General features: G+C 66.4%; 12 protein-coding genes, 4 tRNA genes and 1 pseudogene. 14 read left to right on the top strand and 3 right to left on the bottom strand.

Translation table 11 applies throughout. The features are described 5' to 3' along the window. Nucleotides 1–315: 315 nt before the first annotated feature. The 13 genes and pseudogenes from ACCQ12_RS10440 to ACCQ12_RS10380 form a co-directional block, all read left to right on the top strand. A pseudogene (locus ACCQ12_RS10440) lies at nucleotides 316–2,847 on the top strand (DNA internalization-related competence protein ComEC/Rec2); the annotation flags it as partial. Further along, nucleotides 2,741–3,403, top strand: coding sequence for a MotA/TolQ/ExbB proton channel family protein (locus tag ACCQ12_RS10435; protein WP_372381669.1), 663 nt, complete (start codon nucleotides 2,741–2,743; stop codon nucleotides 3,401–3,403). The pseudogene ACCQ12_RS10440 and the gene ACCQ12_RS10435, both read left to right, overlap by 107 nt. Before the next feature lie 3 nt (nucleotides 3,404–3,406). After that, on the top strand, nucleotides 3,407–3,862 hold the full coding sequence (locus ACCQ12_RS10430; RefSeq protein WP_104580689.1) for an ExbD/TolR family protein: 456 nt from the start codon (nucleotides 3,407–3,409) through the stop codon (nucleotides 3,860–3,862). Continuing rightward, nucleotides 3,859–5,628: a lipid A export permease/ATP-binding protein MsbA gene (gene msbA / locus ACCQ12_RS10425; protein WP_166751051.1), complete on the top strand. Its 1,770-nt coding sequence runs from the start codon at nucleotides 3,859–3,861 to the stop codon at nucleotides 5,626–5,628. The genes ACCQ12_RS10430 and msbA overlap by 4 nt, the downstream gene beginning before the upstream one ends. Further along, nucleotides 5,625–6,662, top strand: coding sequence for a tetraacyldisaccharide 4'-kinase (lpxK, locus tag ACCQ12_RS10420; RefSeq protein ID WP_372381668.1), 1,038 nt, complete (start codon nucleotides 5,625–5,627; stop codon nucleotides 6,660–6,662). The genes msbA and lpxK overlap by 4 nt, the downstream gene beginning before the upstream one ends. Nucleotides 6,663–6,962: 300 nt before the next feature. Then, nucleotides 6,963–7,742, top strand: coding sequence for a 3-deoxy-manno-octulosonate cytidylyltransferase (gene kdsB, locus ACCQ12_RS10415; RefSeq protein WP_372381667.1), 780 nt, complete (start codon nucleotides 6,963–6,965; stop codon nucleotides 7,740–7,742). Further along, nucleotides 7,739–8,203 carry a low molecular weight protein-tyrosine-phosphatase gene (locus ACCQ12_RS10410; RefSeq protein ID WP_372381666.1) on the top strand — a complete coding sequence of 155 codons (465 nt, stop codon included), beginning with the start codon at nucleotides 7,739–7,741 and terminating at the stop codon, nucleotides 8,201–8,203. Before kdsB ends, ACCQ12_RS10410 begins: the two co-directional genes overlap by 4 nt. A gap of 23 nt (nucleotides 8,204–8,226) precedes the next feature. Then, nucleotides 8,227–9,645: a hypothetical protein gene (locus ACCQ12_RS10405; protein ID WP_179455879.1), complete on the top strand. Its 1,419-nt coding sequence runs from the start codon at nucleotides 8,227–8,229 to the stop codon at nucleotides 9,643–9,645. After that, the gene (gene uvrC, locus ACCQ12_RS10400; protein ID WP_104580683.1) at nucleotides 9,642–11,498 is read left to right on the top strand and encodes an excinuclease ABC subunit UvrC; all 1,857 of its coding nucleotides are present in this window, start codon (nucleotides 9,642–9,644) and stop codon (nucleotides 11,496–11,498) included. Before ACCQ12_RS10405 ends, uvrC begins: the two co-directional genes overlap by 4 nt. After that, nucleotides 11,498–12,133, top strand: coding sequence for a CDP-diacylglycerol--glycerol-3-phosphate 3-phosphatidyltransferase (gene pgsA / locus ACCQ12_RS10395; protein WP_372381665.1), 636 nt, complete (start codon nucleotides 11,498–11,500; stop codon nucleotides 12,131–12,133). Before uvrC ends, pgsA begins: the two co-directional genes overlap by 1 nt. Nucleotides 12,134–12,169: 36 nt before the next feature. Beyond that, nucleotides 12,170–12,245, top strand: a tRNA-Gly gene (locus ACCQ12_RS10390). Between the two features lie 68 nt (nucleotides 12,246–12,313). Continuing rightward, nucleotides 12,314–12,387: transfer RNA gene (locus ACCQ12_RS10385), tRNA-Cys, on the top strand. 79 nt (nucleotides 12,388–12,466) lie between these two features. Next, a tRNA-Gly gene (locus ACCQ12_RS10380) sits at nucleotides 12,467–12,542 on the top strand. 564 nt (nucleotides 12,543–13,106) lie between these two features. On the opposite strand, the gene ACCQ12_RS10375 is transcribed toward ACCQ12_RS10380, so the two are convergent. Further along, a tRNA-Leu gene (locus ACCQ12_RS10375) sits at nucleotides 13,107–13,190 on the bottom strand. A gap of 140 nt (nucleotides 13,191–13,330) precedes the next feature. Here ACCQ12_RS10375 and ACCQ12_RS10370 point away from each other — a divergent pair. After that, nucleotides 13,331–14,623 (top strand): nucleotide sugar dehydrogenase, encoded by a 1,293-nt coding sequence (locus ACCQ12_RS10370; protein ID WP_372381664.1) that lies wholly within the window; start codon nucleotides 13,331–13,333, stop codon nucleotides 14,621–14,623. On the opposite strand, the gene ACCQ12_RS10365 is transcribed toward ACCQ12_RS10370, so the two are convergent. Both ACCQ12_RS10365 and ACCQ12_RS10360 read right to left on the bottom strand, forming a co-directional pair. After that, nucleotides 14,607–15,869 (bottom strand): TIGR03862 family flavoprotein, encoded by a 1,263-nt coding sequence (locus ACCQ12_RS10365; RefSeq protein WP_372383595.1) that lies wholly within the window; start codon nucleotides 15,867–15,869, stop codon nucleotides 14,607–14,609. The genes ACCQ12_RS10370 and ACCQ12_RS10365 overlap by 17 nt on opposite strands. 11 nt (nucleotides 15,870–15,880) lie before the next feature. Next, a complete protein-coding gene (locus ACCQ12_RS10360; protein WP_047694828.1) occupies nucleotides 15,881–16,312 on the bottom strand; it encodes an FKBP-type peptidyl-prolyl cis-trans isomerase in 432 nt (143 codons plus the stop codon). Nucleotides 16,313–16,330 lie beyond the last annotated feature (18 nt).

The following is a 16,330-nucleotide window of genomic DNA, read 5'->3' as shown; positions in this document are numbered from 1 at the left end:
GCGATCCTGCTGATCGGCACGGTGATGCCTCGATGGCGTAGACGGAAGCGGATGCCGCGCTGTCGTGCTCACTGCGTTCGATCGAGCTCGCTCGTCGGCTCCGTTGCTCGGCGTGCCGCTGCGCAGTGCAGGCATGTCGGCCGGGACGACCGCTGCAAGGTGCAACGCCCACCGCACTCTCGCGCCCGCGCAGTGTGTGTTCGTCACGCTCCGCTTTTTCCTACCTGACACGGCGCAGATCGCCGCTATGGCCGGTCCGGGCCGTGGTCTAGGCTCGTGCTCTCGGCCTGAACCTTCAGGAGCTGGACCAGCGACATGGATGTGTCAGCACAAGCGCCGCCACCGCCGCGGTTTGCCTCGGCGGTACCTGTTGCAGCTGCCATGCTGCTGGGTGTCGTTGGCTGCGCGTGGTCGCCCGCAGTGCTGCCGCGCGCGCTCTACATTGGGTGCCTGCTCGCAGGCGTGCTGATCATCGGCATCGGCCTGTGGCGGTGGCCGCGCCACGGCGCCTGGATGCTGGGGCTTGCAACGGTGTCGCTGGGGTTTGGACTCACCGGCTGGCACGCCACCACCGTGCTGCAGTCGCAGCTGCTGCCAGGTGACGAAGCGCGCGAACGCGCGGTACAGGGGCGGATCATCGGCCTGCCAGTGGCCGAGCAACGCCGGACACGCTTCCAGCTGCGCGTCGACGCCGATCGGACGCAGCCGCCGGCATTGCGCGGCAAGCTGTTGCAGCTGGCCTGGTACGACGCCTTCGGCACCGACCGGATCGGCCCGCGCGTGGCCCTGCGCGCCGGAGCGCACTGGCAGCTGCGCCTCAAGCTGCGAGCGCCACGCGGCTTGCGTAACCCCGGTGGGTTCGATGCCGAACGCCAGGCCATGGCGCAGCGCATCGCCGCGACCGGCTATGTGCGCGACCCCGACGGCGCGCGCCAGGTCGTCGCGCCGCACGGTGTGGACGCCTGGCGCGACCGCATGTCGCAACGAATTGCCGAGCAGGTGCCCGGGCCTTCGGCGCCGTATCTGCGCGCCCTGGCACTGGGCGATACGCGTGGGCTGGACGATGCCGCATGGGCAACCTTGCGCGCGACCGGGCTCAGTCATCTGATCGCAATCTCAGGCTTCCATGTCGGCCTGGTGGCTGCCTTCTTTGCATTGGCAATCGCTGGTGTGTGGCGATGGCGGCCGGGCCTGGGCATCGTGATTCCACGCATCCACGCCGCAGCAATCGCTGCGCTGACCGGTGCGACCGCCTACGCGGTGCTGGCCGGGCTGGCCTTGCCGACGGTCCGCACCGTGTTGATGATCGCGGTCGTTGCCGTGGCGCGCCTGGCGCGTCGACGCGCCACAACGGCGCAGATGCTTGCACTCGCCTTGCTCGCGGTAGTGGCCTGGGACCCGTTGAGCGTGCTGGTGGCAGGCTTCTGGCTCAGTTTCGCCGGCGTTGCCTGGCTGGTTTGGTGCCTGCCGGCCGACGACCGCGCCATCCTGCGCGGCTTTCTTTCCGCACAGACCGTTGCCACGGTGGGTCTGCTGCCGCTGACGGTCAGCTTGTTCGGGCAAGCCTCGCTGGTGGGCCCGTTTGCCAACCTGGTCGCGATTCCGTGGTGGACCTTCGTGGTTGTTCCGCTATGCCTGATCGGCACCGCACTGGATGCACTGTACGTCGGAGCGGGGGGCTGGGCGTGGCAGTTGGCGGGGTGGTGTTTCGAGCTGACCTGGCCGGGCTTTGTCTGGCTGGGGCAGACCACGGTGGCCTTGTGGTGGGTGCCCGAATCCGATGCGATCGCGCTGATCGCCGCGCTGCTGGGCGCGCTCTGGCTGTTGCTGCCGCGCGGCACGCCGGGCAAGACCATGGCGGCCCTGTTGTGGCTGCCGCTGCTCTGGCCGGATCGCGCCATGCCCGGCGCCGGCGAAGCCGACGTGCAGGTGATGGATGTGGGGCAGGGGCTGGCGGTGCTGGTGCGCACGCAACAGCATGCACTGCTGTTGGACACCGGCCCGGCGGTGCGCGACGGATTCGATGCCGGCGAGCGCGTGGTCCTGCCGGCCTTGCGCGCGCTCGGGGTGCGCCGGCTGGACGCACTCGTGCTCAGTCATGCCGATGCCGATCATGCCGGCGGCTATGCCGCGGTGCGCGCAGGGTTGCCGGTCGCTGCCACGTTGGCGCCACCCGGCGCACCGCTGGATGTCAGTGCGCGCTGTCATGCGGGGCAGCGCTGGGAGTGGGATGGCGTGCGCTTTCGCTTCCTGCATCCAGATGCCGATTTCCCGTATTTGCGCAATCAATCCAGCTGCGTGCTGCTGGTGCAGACGCCACACGTCAGCGCTCTGCTTCCGGGGGATATCGATGTGCTGGTGGAGCGTCGGCTGATGCGCGCGCAGGCGGGCGCGTTGCACGCCGACCTCGTGGTGGTGCCGCACCATGGCAGCGCAGACGGGTCGCATGCCGGCTTCGTTGCTGCCACCGGTGCGCGGTTGGCGCTGGTGTCCTCCGGGTACGGCAACCGCTTCGGGCATCCGCGCGCGCAGGTCGTGCAGCGTTGGCAGGGCAGTGGCGCGGAGGTGCTCGATACGGCCGAGTCCGGCGCAATCAGGGTCTGGCTCGGCGCTGATGGCCTGCAGGTCCGCGAGCGACGGCGCTGGCAGCCGCGGCTGTGGGATGCTGCGGAACGGCGGCGGTCGGCTGCTATCCTATCGGCGAGCGAATAGGCGGCCGCGCTGCCGGAGGAATCACATCGTGTTGGAGCTGGTCAAGGCGGGCGGTTGGCCGATGGTGCCGTTGCTGTTGTTGGGTGTGGTCGCCTTGGCGATCGTGCTGGAACGTCTGTGGACCTTGCGCCGCAACGAGGTGACACCGCCCGGGCTGGGTGAGGAGGTCCGCAACTGGGCCGCACGCGGCAAGCTGGATCCCTCCCATATCGAATCGCTGCGGCGCAACTCGCCGTTGGGCGCGTTGCTTGCCGCCGCGCTGGATGTGCGTGGCCGGCAGCGTGATCTGATCCGCGAGCGGATCGAGGACACCGGTCGCCACGTGGTGCATCGCATGGAGCGTTATCTGAATGCGCTGGGCACGATTGCCTCGGCCGGGCCGTTGCTGGGGCTGTTGGGCACCGTGGTCGGCATGATCCAGATGTTCTTGGGCATCCTCGATCACGGCGTGGGCGATGTGAATCAGCTCGCCGGCGGCATCGGCAAGGCGCTGGTCTGTACCGCTACCGGCATGATCATCGCGGTGCCGGCATTGATGGCGCATCGCTTCTTCAAGGGGCGCATTGCCGGCTACATCATCGAGATGGAGCAGGAGGCCACCTTGCTGCTGGACACCATGGACGGCCGACCGGTTGTTCCGGCTGCAGTGCCGGCGCCGGCAGTCGCCAAGCCCGTCACGGCGAAGGGCTGACGGATGCGTATCGGCAGCGACCGAAGCCAGGACGAGCCGCACATCGATCTGGTGCCATTGATTGACGTCATCCTCGTCCTCATCATCTTCTTCGTGGTGACCACGACCTTCGACGCACGCTCCACGCTGCAATTGCAGCTGCCCACTGCCAGCGACCAGAACACCGGTGCGCCGCCGCGCGCGCTCAGTGTGCTGGTCAATGCCGATGGCCATTACTTCATCAACGATCAGGAAGTACTGCGCTCGGATGTGGATTCGCTCAAGCAGACCATCGCCCAGATTGCCGGCGATGACCGCGAGCAGACGGTGCTGATGCGCGCCGATGCACGGACGCCGTACCAGGCCGTGGTCACTGCGCAGGATGCGTTGGGGCAGCTCGGCTTCCGGCGCATTGCCATCGCCACGGCGCCCCAGACCGGCAGCGCCGGCACGACACGTACTAACGGAACTCGCCAGTGACCACCTCCACCGACCGCCCGGCGCCAGTTTCGTCCTGGCGCACGTACCGTCGCCTGCTGGCTTTCGCCAAGCCGTACCGGCTGTTGCTGGTCGCCGCACTGATCGCCGCGTTGATCGAGGCGGCAGGCACCACCGGCTTTCTGGCGTTGATGAAGCCGATCACCGACGAAACCTTCATCTACAAGAATGCCGAGGTCAGCCGCTGGTTGCCGGTGCAGATCATCCTGCTGTTTGTGGTGCGTGGGGTGGCCGGCTACATCACCGACATGGCGATGGGCAAATCCGCACGCAGCATTGCGCGCGATCTGCGCGTCAAGGTGATGGCCAAATACCTGCGCCTGCCTGGTTCGCGGTTCGATTCCGAGCCGGTGCCGTCGATGTTGATCCGTCTGGGCTCGGACTCGGACCAGGTGGCGCAGGCAGCCGTGGATGCGGTCAAGGTGATGATCCAGCAGTCGTTGCAGGTGATCGGCGCGTTGGCGCTGATGCTGTGGCATAGCTGGCAGGTCACCCTGACCATCCTGGTGCTGGCGCCGGTCCTGGCCTGGGTGATGGACAAGGTGGCGCGCCGGTATCGGCGCATCAGCCACAGCATCCAGGAAAGCGGCGCGCACTTGTTGCAGGCCGCCGACCAGACCTTGTCCAGCCACCAGGAGGTCAAGATCTACGGCGCCCAACAGACCGAAATGGAGCGCTACGGCGCGCTGGCCGACCGCAATCTGCGGCTGGCGATGAAGGTCGAATCCACGCGCGGCATTTCCACCGCCACGGTGCAGATGATCGGTGCGATCGGGCTGTCGGCGCTGCTGTTCGTGGCAGGTGCACAGGCCTTGGCCGGGCGGCTGACCGCGGGCGACTTCGTGGTGCTGATGACCTCCATGCTCACGATCATTCCGGGCCTCAAGCAGCTCACCAATGTGCAAAACATGGTGCAGCGTGGGCTGGCTTCGGCCGAGCGCCTGTTCTCGGTGCTCGACAGCCCCGACGAGCCCGATCAGGGAACGGTGCCGCTCAGCCGCGCAAAGGGCTTGATCGAATTTCGCGATGTGACCGCGCGCTATCCCGGCCAGGTGAATCCTGCGCTGGCCGAGGTCAGCTTCGTCGCGCAGCCCGGCACGGTCACCGCGATCGTCGGCCGCTCCGGCAGCGGCAAATCCAGTCTGATCAAGCTGATCCCGCGCTTCTACGAAGCCGAGGCAGGGCAGATCCTGCTTGACGGACATCCGGTGCAGGCCTACGCGCTGGCCGATCTGCGTCGACAGATCGCGCTGGTCGGACAGCAGGTGATGCTGTTCGACGGCAGCATCGCCGACAACGTGGCCTATGGCGAAATGCGCACCGCAGATGCCGGGCAACTGGAGCGTGCGATTCTGGGCGCCAATGCGATGGAGTTCGTCGCGCAATTACCCGAGGGGCTGCAGTCGCATGTCGGGACGAAGGGCGGTCGCCTGTCGGGCGGGCAGCGGCAGCGCCTGGCGATCGCACGTGCGATGCTCAAGGATGCGCCCATCCTGATTCTGGATGAAGCCACCGCAGCGCTGGACAACGAATCCGAGCGGCTGGTGCAGGATGCCCTGCACAAGCTGATGCCCGACCGCACCACGCTGGTGATCGCACACCGCCTGTCCACCATCGAACATGCCGACCAGGTATTGGTGATGGACCAGGGCCGCATCGTCGAGCGCGGCACCCACAGCGAATTGCTGGCGCAGGGCGGGCTGTATTCGCATCTGCACGGCATGCAGTTCCGCGAACGCCAGGCATGAGCAAGCGCGGCACCCGCACCCCGGGTTATTGGTACGACAACAGCCGGATCCCGCTGGCCGCACGCCTGCTGGCACCGATCTACGCCGCGGCCATTGCGTTGCGGCGCAGCGTCTACCGGCGTGGCTTGCGCAAGCGGCATGGCATCCCGGCGCCGGTGATCGTGGTCGGCAATGTCACCGCTGGAGGCACCGGCAAGACCCCGCTGACCATTGCCCTGGTGTCCAAGTTGCAGGATGCCGGCTGGACGCCCGGCGTGGCCAGCCGCGGCTATGGTCGCGATGACGCAGGCACGGCCCGCTGGGTAGATGCCGATACCCCGGTGGCACTGGGCGGCGACGAGCCGGTCCTGATCGCCTGGAAGACCGGCGCGCGCGTGCGCGTGGACAGCGACCGCGTCGCTGCCGCCAGGGCGCTGGTGGAAGCTGGTTGCGACATCATCGTGTGCGACGACGGTCTGCAGCACTACCGGCTGGCGCGCGACGTGGAGATCGAAGTGGTCGATGGCCAGCGCCGCTACGGCAATGGCCGGCTGCTGCCGGCCGGGCCGCTGCGCGAACCGGCCGCGCGTGCACGCGATTGTGATTTTCGGGTGGTCAATCTGGGCCAGGCCAGCGCTACCGCGGCCCCGCAGGCGCCGGACGATTCCGGTTTCGGCGAGTGGCAGATGCGGCTCAGCATCGACAGCGTGCAACCGATGGATGGCAAGCGCGCGCAACCCTTGAGCATGCTGGCCGGGCAGCGCGTGCATGCGGTGGCTGGCATCGCGCACCCGGAGCGGTTCTTTGCGATGCTGCGGGCACGCGGCATTGGCGTGGTGCCGCATGCGTTCCCGGACCATCATGTGTATCGCGCTGCAGATTTCAGCTTCGGCAGTCGCCTGCCGGTGCTGATGACCGAAAAAGATGCGGTGAAGTGCCGGCCATTTGCCGACGAGTGGCTGTACAGCGTGCCGCTAAAGGCGGACCTGCCTGCTGCGTTCTGGGTGAGCCTGCTGGACCGCTTGAACAAGCTGGCGAGCCGCCAGGGCGCATGAACTGCGGCCGTGCGGCGCGGTGTAGCGCGCGAGACGCGGATAGGAGCGTGGGGGCTGGTGCCCAAGTGCGCAGGCATCATCCGCTCCGTGGCAACCACGCACGTCGCAATGCCATCGACGCACTCGCAACACCCCTGCATGTACTGGTGCATGCAGGTCAGCCACTACACTGCGAACCAGCCTGACGTCGGCCCTGTGGCGCGCTGCTGCAGTCATGCAGAAGCGTGTGCTGCGGGCAGGCGCACTGCGATTACCCTGCCGACGTCCATCCCACCATTCCGCCGTTCAGAGCGCATACGCATGACCAATCCAACGCCTGCCGATTTCGTCGTCGCCATCCCGGCGCGCTACGCGTCCACGCGCTTGCCCGGCAAGCCGCTGCAACGTCTCGGCGATCGTCCGATGATCCAGCATGTGGCCGAGCGGGCGCTGTTGGCCGGCGCGCGCGCGGTCTGGGTGGCCACCGATGATGCGCGGATTGCCGAAGCCATCGCGCACGTGCCGGGCGTGCAGGTGGCCATGACCGGTAGCGAGCACCTCTCCGGTACCGACCGCCTTGCCGAATGCGCGCGCATCGCCGGCTGGGATGCGGACACCTGCGTGGTGAATCTGCAAGGCGACGAGCCCTTTGCGCCTGCCGCCGGCATCCGCGCAGTCGCCGAGCTGCTGCTGCACTCGGGCGCCGACATGGCCACGCTTGCCGCACAGGTGGACACCGCGCACGACCTGTTCGACCCGAACGTGGTGAAGCTGGTGCGCACCGCAGGCGGGGATGCGCTGTATTTCAGCCGCGCGCCGATCCCCTGGCACCGCGACAGCTTCGCCAGCCAACCCGAGCAGCTGCCGCTGGACGGGCAGTGGCTGCGTCATATCGGCATCTACGCGTACCGCGCCGGTTTCCTGCAACGGTTTGCGGCCATGCCGCCGGGCATGCTGGAGCGCCTCGAATCGCTGGAGCAGCTGCGGGTGATGGAGACCGGGCATCGCATCGCCGTTGCGTTGACGCCGGAGCAGTTTCCGCCGGGTATCGACACGCCCGATGATCTGGCCCGTGCCCAGGCGCGCGTGGCCGCTGCATGAAGCTGTTGATCGTGTGTCTGGGCAATATCTGCCGCTCGCCGATGGGCGAGGGCGCCGTACGCGCGCAGCTGGACGAGGCGCGGCTGTCGCGGCGCATCCAGGTCGATTCGGCCGGCACCGGTGATTGGCACGCTGGCGATCCGCCGGACCCGCGCGCCATCCACTGCGCGCGCGGGCATGGTGTCGACATTTCCGGCCTGCGTGCGCGTCAGGTGCTGTGCGAGGATTTCGAGCACTTCGACTGGCTGCTGTGCGCCGACGGCAACAATCTACGTGATCTGCAACGGATCGCCCCCGCATCGCTGCGCGACAAGGTGGCACTGTGGTTGCCGTGGGCCGGCGTGGAGACACGTGACGACATCCCCGACCCATATACCGGCAGCAGCAAGGATTTCGAGCAGGTCTGGCAACTGGTCGATACCGCCGCGCGGCAGACGGTGGCCAGACTCACCCGAGGCTAATCACGCTTGGGCATAATCACCGCATGAATGCCCAGCTCACCCAGGAACTGCCGGAATTTCCCACCTGGCTCAACGCCAGGCCGTCCACCTTGCAGGAACATCGCGGCCGTGCGCTCGTGCTGGCCTTCGTCAACGCCAGCTCGGTATGGTGCGCCGAACGCCTGGCCGAACTGGCGCAGTGGCAGGCACGCAGCCCCGGGCGCTTGCAGGTGATCGTGGTGCAGGTGCCGCGCTTCGACAGCGAGCGTCTGCCGCAACGCTCGCTCAAGCAGTTGCGCGGCCACGGCGTCAGCGCGCCGATCCTGCTCGACAAGGACTGGGAAACCTGGCGCCGGTTCAACATCCAGTCCTGGCCCACGCTGGTGCTGCTGGACGCCTACGGGCGCGAGCGCCAGCGCCTGGTCGGCGTCACCGGCGATCTGGACAGGGCGCTGGCCGCCTTGTGCGACGGCCAGCAGCCGCCTTCCGATGCAGACCTGCAGGGCGTGGCCGAGCGCGACCCCGAGCCGCGGTTGGCATTGCGCTTTCCCACCGGCCTGGCCGCAACCGAAGACCGTCTGTACGTCGCCGACACCGGCCACCATCGCGTGCTCGAGTGCACGCATGGCGGGCGTGTGCTGCGTCAGTTCGGACATGGCAACGCCGATCTCATCGATGGCGGCATCGGCGAAGCCGCATTCCGCCGCCCGCAAGGCCTGGCACTGGAACGCGACCAGCTCTACGTCGCCGATACCGGCAACCACGCGTTACGGCGCATCAACCTGCGCAGCGGGCAGGTGGACACCCTGTGCGGCACCGGTCGCTCGGGCGAGCCGGTCGAAGGGCCGCTGGCGTTCGCCGGCGCGTCCGCTCTGAACTACCCGCAGGGTCTGGCCGTTGCCGACAACCAGGTGTTGATCGCCATGGCCGGCGACAACCGCATCTGGAGCTACGACCTGGGTCGCGCGGCATTGAGTGCGCGCGCCGGCACCGGCTCCCTTGAAATCCGCGATGGCAGCGGCCATCTCGCAGCTTTCGCGCAACCGGCAGGATTGGCGGCAGTGCAGCAAGTGGCGTACGTCTGCGATGGGCTGGGCTCGTCGATCCGCACCATGCAGTTGCGCGGTGACCTGGTGCAGACCCTGGTCGGCGGGCAGGGCCTGTGGCAGTTCGGCGATGAGGATGGGCCACGCGGCACCGCGCAGTTGCAGTTTCCGCAGGCCATCGCGCTGGCCGCCGACTCGCCGTTGCTGTGGATCGCCGACACCGGTAACGGCCGCCTGCGCTGCCTGCGCCTGGGTGGCGGCGAGCTGACCACGGTCGAGCTGCCGCGGCGCCTGCATGGCCCGGCCGGTCTGGCGGTGGCCGCCGGTGCGGTCTGGATTGCCGAAACCGATGCCCATGCCGTGCTGCGTTACGACCTGGCAAGCGGCGTACTGAGTGATGTTGCGATAGACGAATGAACGCAAGGCCCCAAGCCGATTTCGATGGAAAAGCGTTTGCTGCGCAGCTGAGCACCGCGCCCGGCGTCTACCGCATGTATGCGGCCGACGACACCTTGCTGTACGTCGGCAAGGCCGGCGCGCTGCGCAAGCGCGTGGGCAGCTATTTCAACGGCACGCCGAAGAATGCACGGCTGACCTCGATGCTGTCGCAGGTGGCGCGCATGGACGTCACCGTGACCCGCAGCGAGGCCGAAGCGCTGCTGCTGGAAAACCAGCTCATCAAGTCGCTGTCGCCGCGCTACAACGTGTCCTTGCGCGATGACAAGAGCTACCCGTACGTGCTGCTCACGCGCGAGGACTGGCCGCGGATCGCCTTGCATCGTGGACCGCGTGCCGTGCAGGGGCGCTACTTCGGCCCGTACACCGGCGTGACCGGCGTACGTGAGACGCTGAGCCTGATGCACAAGCTGTTCAAGTTGCGCAGTTGCGAAGACAGCGTGTTCCGTAACCGCTCGCGGCCATGTCTGCAGTATCAGATCGGCCGTTGCAGTGGCCCATGCGTGGATCTGGTGGCCGCGCCCGATTACGCCGAATCGGTGCGCCGCGCCACCATGTTTCTGGAAGGCAAGAGCGACCAGCTCGGCGAAGAGATCATGCATTCGATGCAGCAGGCCAGCGAAGCGCTGGAATTCGAGCGTGCCGCGCGCCTGCGCGATCTGTTGTCGTCGTTACGCAGCATGCAGAACCGCCAGTACGTCGATGGCCGCGCCGCCGACCTGGACGTGCTGGCCTGCGCCACGCAGTCCAGCCAGGCCTGCGTGCTGCTGCTGAGCTTCCGCGATGGCCGCAACCTGGGCACGCGCTCGTTCTTTCCCAAGACCAACGGTGAGGACAGCGCCGACGAGATTCTCGGCGCATTCGTATCGCAGTATTACGCCGAGCATTCGCCGCCGCGCGAGATCCTGCTGGATCGCGAAATCCCCGAGGCCGAACTGATCGAAGCCGCACTCAGTGCCGCTGCCGAACACAAGGTCGCGCTGAAGTGGAACGTGCGCGGCGAGCGTGCCGGCTATCTGCTGCTGGCGACCCGCAACGCGCAGCTGACGCTGGTGACCGAGCTCACCAGCCAGAGCGCGCAGCACGCTCGTAGCGAGGCACTGCGCGAGATGCTCGGGCTTGCCGAACCGGTCAAGCGGGTGGAGTGCTTCGACATCAGCCACACCATGGGCGAAGCCACCGTCGCGTCGTGCGTGGTATTCGATGCGAGCGGCCCGGTGCGCGGCCAGTATCGGCGCTTCAATATTTCCGGCATCACCCCGGGCGACGACTACGCCGCGATGCGGCAGGCGATCGAGCGGCGGTTCCGGCGCGCGGTGGAAGAAAACGGCGTGCTGCCCGATGTGCTGTTGATCGACGGCGGTGCCGGCCAGCTGGCCCAGGCCCAGGCCGCACTGGCCGACCTGGGCGTCGAGAACGTGCTGCTGGTTGGCGTGGCCAAGGGCGAGGAGCGCAGGGCAGGGCACGAGGCGCTGATCATGGCCGACGGCCGCGAGCTGCGCCCAGGCGCGGCGTCGCCGGCGCTGCAGTTCATCCAGCAGGTGCGTGACGAAGCGCACCGCTTTGCCATCACCGGTCACCGCGGACGCCGCCAGAAGGCGCGCATGACCAGCAAGCTCGAGGATATTCCCGGTATCGGGCCGCGACGTCGCGCCAGCCTGCTCAAGCATTTCGGCGGTCTGGTCGGCCTCAAGGCCGCTGGCGAGGCCGAGATCGCGCGGGTGGACGGAGTCAACGCCGCACTTGCCGCGCGAATCTACGCTAACCTGCACGGGCTGGCGCTTCCCGATGCGGCAGGCGAGTCGAGTCCGTAATGAAGTTGACCATCCCCACGTGGCTGACACTGCTGAGGATCCTGATGATCCCGGTGCTGGTCGTGGTGTTCTACCTGCCGTACACCTGGACAAATTTTGCGTCCGCCGGCGTGTTCGCGCTGGCTGCCATCACCGACTGGCTGGATGGCTGGGTCGCGCGGCGCTATCACCAGTATTCCGCGTTCGGCGCGTTTCTGGACCCGGTTGCCGACAAGTTGATGGTCGCAGTGGCGTTGTTCCTGATCGTGCAGGGTCATCCCACCCCGTGGATGGCGTTCTGGGCAGCAGTGATCGTCGGCCGCGAGATCGCCGTCTCCGCGCTGCGCGAGTGGATGGCCGAGATTGGGCAGCGTGCCAAGGTACGGGTGGCGGTGATCGGCAAGGTCAAGACCACCGCGCAGATGGTGGCGTTGCTCTGCCTGCTGTATTCGGTCACGCCGGGGCAGATGCCGACGCACGAAATCTGGTTGGGCAATCTGATCTTCCGTGCCGGTTACTGGACGCTGGCAATCGCCGCGCTGCTGACGCTGTGGTCGGGTTTTCAGTATCTGCAGGCGGCCTGGCCGAGCCTGCGTGCCGACGAAAAAGCCGCAATCAGCAGCAACAAGCCGAAAAAAATCGAAAGCAACAGTTGACACCTATGCTGTTCGCTGTAGAATTTCGCCTCCCAAGCGGGAATAGCTCAGTTGGTAGAGCGCAACCTTGCCAAGGTTGAGGTCGCGAGTTCGAGTCTCGTTTCCCGCTCCAGTTAGTGACAAGGCTCCCGTGTCGGTGCCTCGTTGTCTCAAGGCAGGATGCCTTGGGTCAGATGTTTCGGCCTGGTGGTAGAGTGGTTATGCAGCGGACTGCAAATCCGCGTACGCCGGTTCAATTCCGGCCCAGGCCTCCACATCGCATGCGCTTTTTCTCATCGGCAACGATGACAGGGCTAGCGCAACGAAGTGACAAGCTGTACAATTTAGTTTCACGCGGGAATAGCTCAGTTGGTAGAGCGCAACCTTGCCAAGGTTGAGGTCGCGAGTTCGAGTCTCGTTTCCCGCTCCAAATTCGAACCCTGGATATCAGATGATATCCAGGGTTTTTTATTTGTATATGTGTGTCTGGATGTGCGCCGTTACCGGCCTGGTAGAGATGCTTTGGAAAGCATTTTTGAGCGATGGCGTAGTGGGCGCTGCCTGATGTGGACTTGCGGGCGCCTACGCGGCAACGCATTGCGTTGGTGCCACTCTCTGCAACCCTGCGCGCATGAGCAATCTCGCCCTGATACGTCGTTATGCGGCCTTACATCAGCAAGCCGACGCATACCGACTAGCGGTAGCCGCTTTCTGCCTCGACTGGATCTTGGATGCCGTTCGGGTTGTATGCCTAGTCACCAAGCGTGGCGCCGACGCTTGTGACGTGGATGACTGCGAAAGGGGCAGTGCCGATTGACAGAATGCCAACGCAGCTCATCGCCGCTATGGCCTGCTTCAGCATGAGATGGGCAGCTACGGCCGCAGACAGTGAAAGCACGTCACGTTGAGTTGTCGCGAAGTCAACTGGGTCTGCTATCGGATGACGGTGCCTCACGTCATCGGTGCAGAAGCAGACCTACGCTGCGATGTAGTGTGCCCGGGGCGGGGGTCGAACCCGCATAGCCTCACAGCTGAGGGATTTTAAGTCCCTTGCGTCTACCAATTTCGCCACCCGGGCATTGCGATAGCGTGCCTGATTGCGCGGCGATTGTGAATCTCCAGCCGACGATCGTGCCAACTGCCGGTCCAAATCCCGCGTGCGCTATGCTGCCGCCGCACAGCTGCGCGGCAACCGATCGCGCGATCCCGAGGAATTGCATGTCCGGCACCCCGCTTGTCCCACCGCAGTACGCACGCATCGCCGTCATCGGGCTGGGCTATGTCGGCCTGCCACTGGCAGTGGCGTTCGGCAAGCAGCGCGACACACTGGGTTTCGACATCGATGCGCAGCGGGTTGCGCAGCTGCGCGAAGGGCACGATGCCACGCTGGAACTGGACGATGGCGAACTGGCTGCGGCCACTCAGCTTCGCTATAGCGCGGCCGCGGAGGACCTGGCGACGTGCAGCATCTTTATCGTCACCGTCCCGACGCCGATCGATAGTTTCGAACAGCCGGATCTGGAACCGTTGCGCAGCGCCACCAGGTTGATCGCTGCCGCGCTCAAGCCGGGCGATCTGGTGATCTACGAGTCGACCGTCTACCCGGGCACCACCGAAGAAGTCTGTGTGCCGTTGCTGGAAGCGGTGTCCGGCCTGCGTTTCAATACCGATTTTTTCTGTGGCTACAGTCCGGAGCGGGTCAATCCAGGCGACCGGCAACGCCGGCTGCGCGATATCCGCAAGATCACCTCCGGCTCGACGCCGCAGGCGGCCGATGCGGTGGATGCGCTGTATACCAGCATCATCACCGCCGGCACCTGGCGTGCGTCGTCGATGCGTGTGGCCGAAGCGGCCAAGGTGGTGGAGAACATCCAGCGCGACGTCAACATCGCGCTGGTCAACGAGCTGGCGTTGATCTTCGACAAGCTCGGCATCGACACGCTCGATGTCCTGGAAGCGGCAGGCACCAAATGGAATTTCCTGCCATTCCGCCCCGGTCTGGTCGGCGGGCATTGCATCGGGGTGGACCCGTACTACCTGATGCACAAATCCGAAAGCGTGGGCTACCACCCCGACCTCATTCACACCGCGCGGCAAGTCAACAATCGCGTGGGCCGGCACGTGGCCGAGCGGGTCTGCGGCATGCTGGCGATGCGCGGCGTTGCGCTCGCGCAGGCGAGGGTGCTGGTATTGGGTGCCACCTTCAAGGAAAACTGCCCGGACCTGCGCAACAGCCGTGCGCTGGAGCTGGTGCAATTGCTGCAGGCGGCCGGCGTGCAGGTCGACACCTGCGATCCCTGGGCCGACCCGGCAGAGGCGCTGCTGCATGCCGGCGTGCAGTTATGCGAAGGCCCGGAGGAGGGCGCCTACGACGCCGTCGTGCTGGCGGTGGCGCATGCCCAGTATCGCGACTACGACGCCCGGCGCATTGCTGCACTGGGCAAGCCAGCTGCGGTGGTCTACGACGTCAAATCGGTGTGGCCGCGCGTGGCCGTCAGTGATCGGCTGTGAGTTGATTGCCGTGCTGCTTTAGCCACTCGATCGCACCAGACGCAGCGCGATGCCCACTGGCGAAGCAGGCGGTCAGCAGATAGCCGCCGGTCGGTGCTTCCCAGTCCAGCATTTCGCCAGCACAGAACACGCCGGGGCGCGCCAGCGCCATCAGCTGCGCGTCCAGGGCTTCCAGTTCCACGCCACCGGCCGAGCTGATCGCCTCTGCGAGCGGGCGCGGCCGCAGCAGGCGCAGCGGCAGTTGCTTGAGCGTGCGTGCCACTAACGCCGAATCGTCGCCGGCCTGTTTGCCGAGCAGTTCATAGACCAGCGCGGCCTTGACGCCCTCGATACCGAGCTGGCGGCGCAGATGTTCGCTGAAACTACGCCCCTTGCGCGGCCTGGCCAACTCGGCGCCAACGCGCTCCAGCGAACGGTCGGGTAGCAGATCCAGCACCAATTCGGCTGTGCCATGCGCATCGATCTGCGTACGCAGCTCGGCCGCGATGGCATAGATCAGGCTGCCCTCGATCCCGGTTTCTGTGATCACGCATTCGCCCTGCAGCGCGTGCTGCACGCCCGTGCTGTCGCGCCAATGCGCGACCACCGGTTTGAGCGGTGCGCCCGCATGCCGTTGCGCGAAATGCGCACTCCAGTCGAGATCGAAGCCGCAGTTGGCCGGCACCAAGGGGCGCACGGCGATGCCATGCTGCTGCAGCGGGGCCTGCCAGGCGCCGTCGGAGCCGAGCTGCGGCCAACTGCCGCCGCCCAGTGCCAGCACCGTTGCATCCGCCTGGAGGTCGATAGCGCCGTCAGGTGTGGAAAATCGCAGCGCACCGTCAGCGCTCCATCCCAGCCAGCGATGCTGCACATGAAAGATAACGCCCTGGTCCTTGAGGCGACGCACCCAGCCGCGCAGCAAGGGCGCGGCCTTGCGGTCGATCGGAAACACCCGCCCGGAGCTGCCGACATAGGTTTCCACGCCCAGCTCGCGCGCCCAGGCGCGCAATGCATCGGCATCGAACTCTTGCAGCCACGCCGCCACCATCGGCGTGCGCTCACGATAGCGCTGGGCGAACAGCGGCATCGGATCGGAGTGGGTGAGATTGAGTCCGCCCTTGCCGGCGATCAGGAATTTGCGCCCCACCGAGCCTTTTGCCTCGTACAGATCCACGGCGATCCCGGCAGCACAAGCCACTTCGGCAGCCATCAATCCCGCAGGCCCGCCGCCAATGACCGTCAGCCGCGGTCTGCTCGCATCCATCATCACTTTCGCACTCAGCGCGGCTGCACGCCGAGCAATTCCACATCGAACACCAGCGAAGCGCCCGGGGGTATGACACCGCCTGCGCCGTTGTCGCCGTAGCCGTAGTCCGGGGGAATCATCAAGGTGCGCTTGCCGCCCACGCGCATGCCGGCAACGCCTTCGTCCCAACCGCGGATCACCTGGCGGCCACCCAGCACGAACTGGAACGGCTCGGCGCGGTCCAGCGAACTATCGAACTTTTTGCCGTGTTTGTCGGCCGCCTTTTCGTCGTACAGCCAGCCGGTGTAATGCACCGTCACCAGGGAACCGGGCGTGGCCTCCGCGCCGGTACCGGCAGTACGGTCGATCCGCTCGAAGCTGGCGATGGTGCCGCCGGAAGGCGGCAGGGCGGGCGCGCAGCTGGCAAGCAGCAGGGCGGCACAGAGCGTCAGCACAAGGCGCATGGGTATGTCCGTGAAGGA

The organism is Xanthomonas sp. NCPPB 1068 (assembly GCF_041479385.2).
In the GTDB taxonomy this organism is placed as follows: domain Bacteria; phylum Pseudomonadota; class Gammaproteobacteria; order Xanthomonadales; family Xanthomonadaceae; genus Xanthomonas; species Xanthomonas cannabis.
This window is presented reverse-complemented; position numbering and strand designations above follow the sequence as displayed.

What these genes read in the sequence shown, in the direction of transcription:
- ACCQ12_RS10365 (WP_372383595.1), bottom strand. Translation starts at nt 15,869, where the DNA reads ATGATGGATGCGAGCAGACCGCGGCTGACGGTCATTGGCGGCGGGCCT.
- ACCQ12_RS10360 (WP_047694828.1), bottom strand. Translation starts at nt 16,312, where the DNA reads ATGCGCCTTGTGCTGACGCTCTGTGCCGCCCTGCTGCTTGCCAGCTGC.
- ACCQ12_RS10370 (WP_372381664.1), top strand. Translation starts at nt 13,331, where the DNA reads ATGTCCGGCACCCCGCTTGTCCCACCGCAGTACGCACGCATCGCCGTC.
- kdsB (WP_372381667.1), top strand. Translation starts at nt 6,963, where the DNA reads ATGACCAATCCAACGCCTGCCGATTTCGTCGTCGCCATCCCGGCGCGC.
- ACCQ12_RS10405 (WP_179455879.1), top strand. Translation starts at nt 8,227, where the DNA reads ATGAATGCCCAGCTCACCCAGGAACTGCCGGAATTTCCCACCTGGCTC.
- lpxK (WP_372381668.1), top strand. Translation starts at nt 5,625, where the DNA reads ATGAGCAAGCGCGGCACCCGCACCCCGGGTTATTGGTACGACAACAGC.
- uvrC (WP_104580683.1), top strand. Translation starts at nt 9,642, where the DNA reads ATGAACGCAAGGCCCCAAGCCGATTTCGATGGAAAAGCGTTTGCTGCG.
- pgsA (WP_372381665.1), top strand. Translation starts at nt 11,498, where the DNA reads ATGAAGTTGACCATCCCCACGTGGCTGACACTGCTGAGGATCCTGATG.
- ACCQ12_RS10430 (WP_104580689.1), top strand. Translation starts at nt 3,407, where the DNA reads ATGCGTATCGGCAGCGACCGAAGCCAGGACGAGCCGCACATCGATCTG.
- ACCQ12_RS10410 (WP_372381666.1), top strand. Translation starts at nt 7,739, where the DNA reads ATGAAGCTGTTGATCGTGTGTCTGGGCAATATCTGCCGCTCGCCGATG.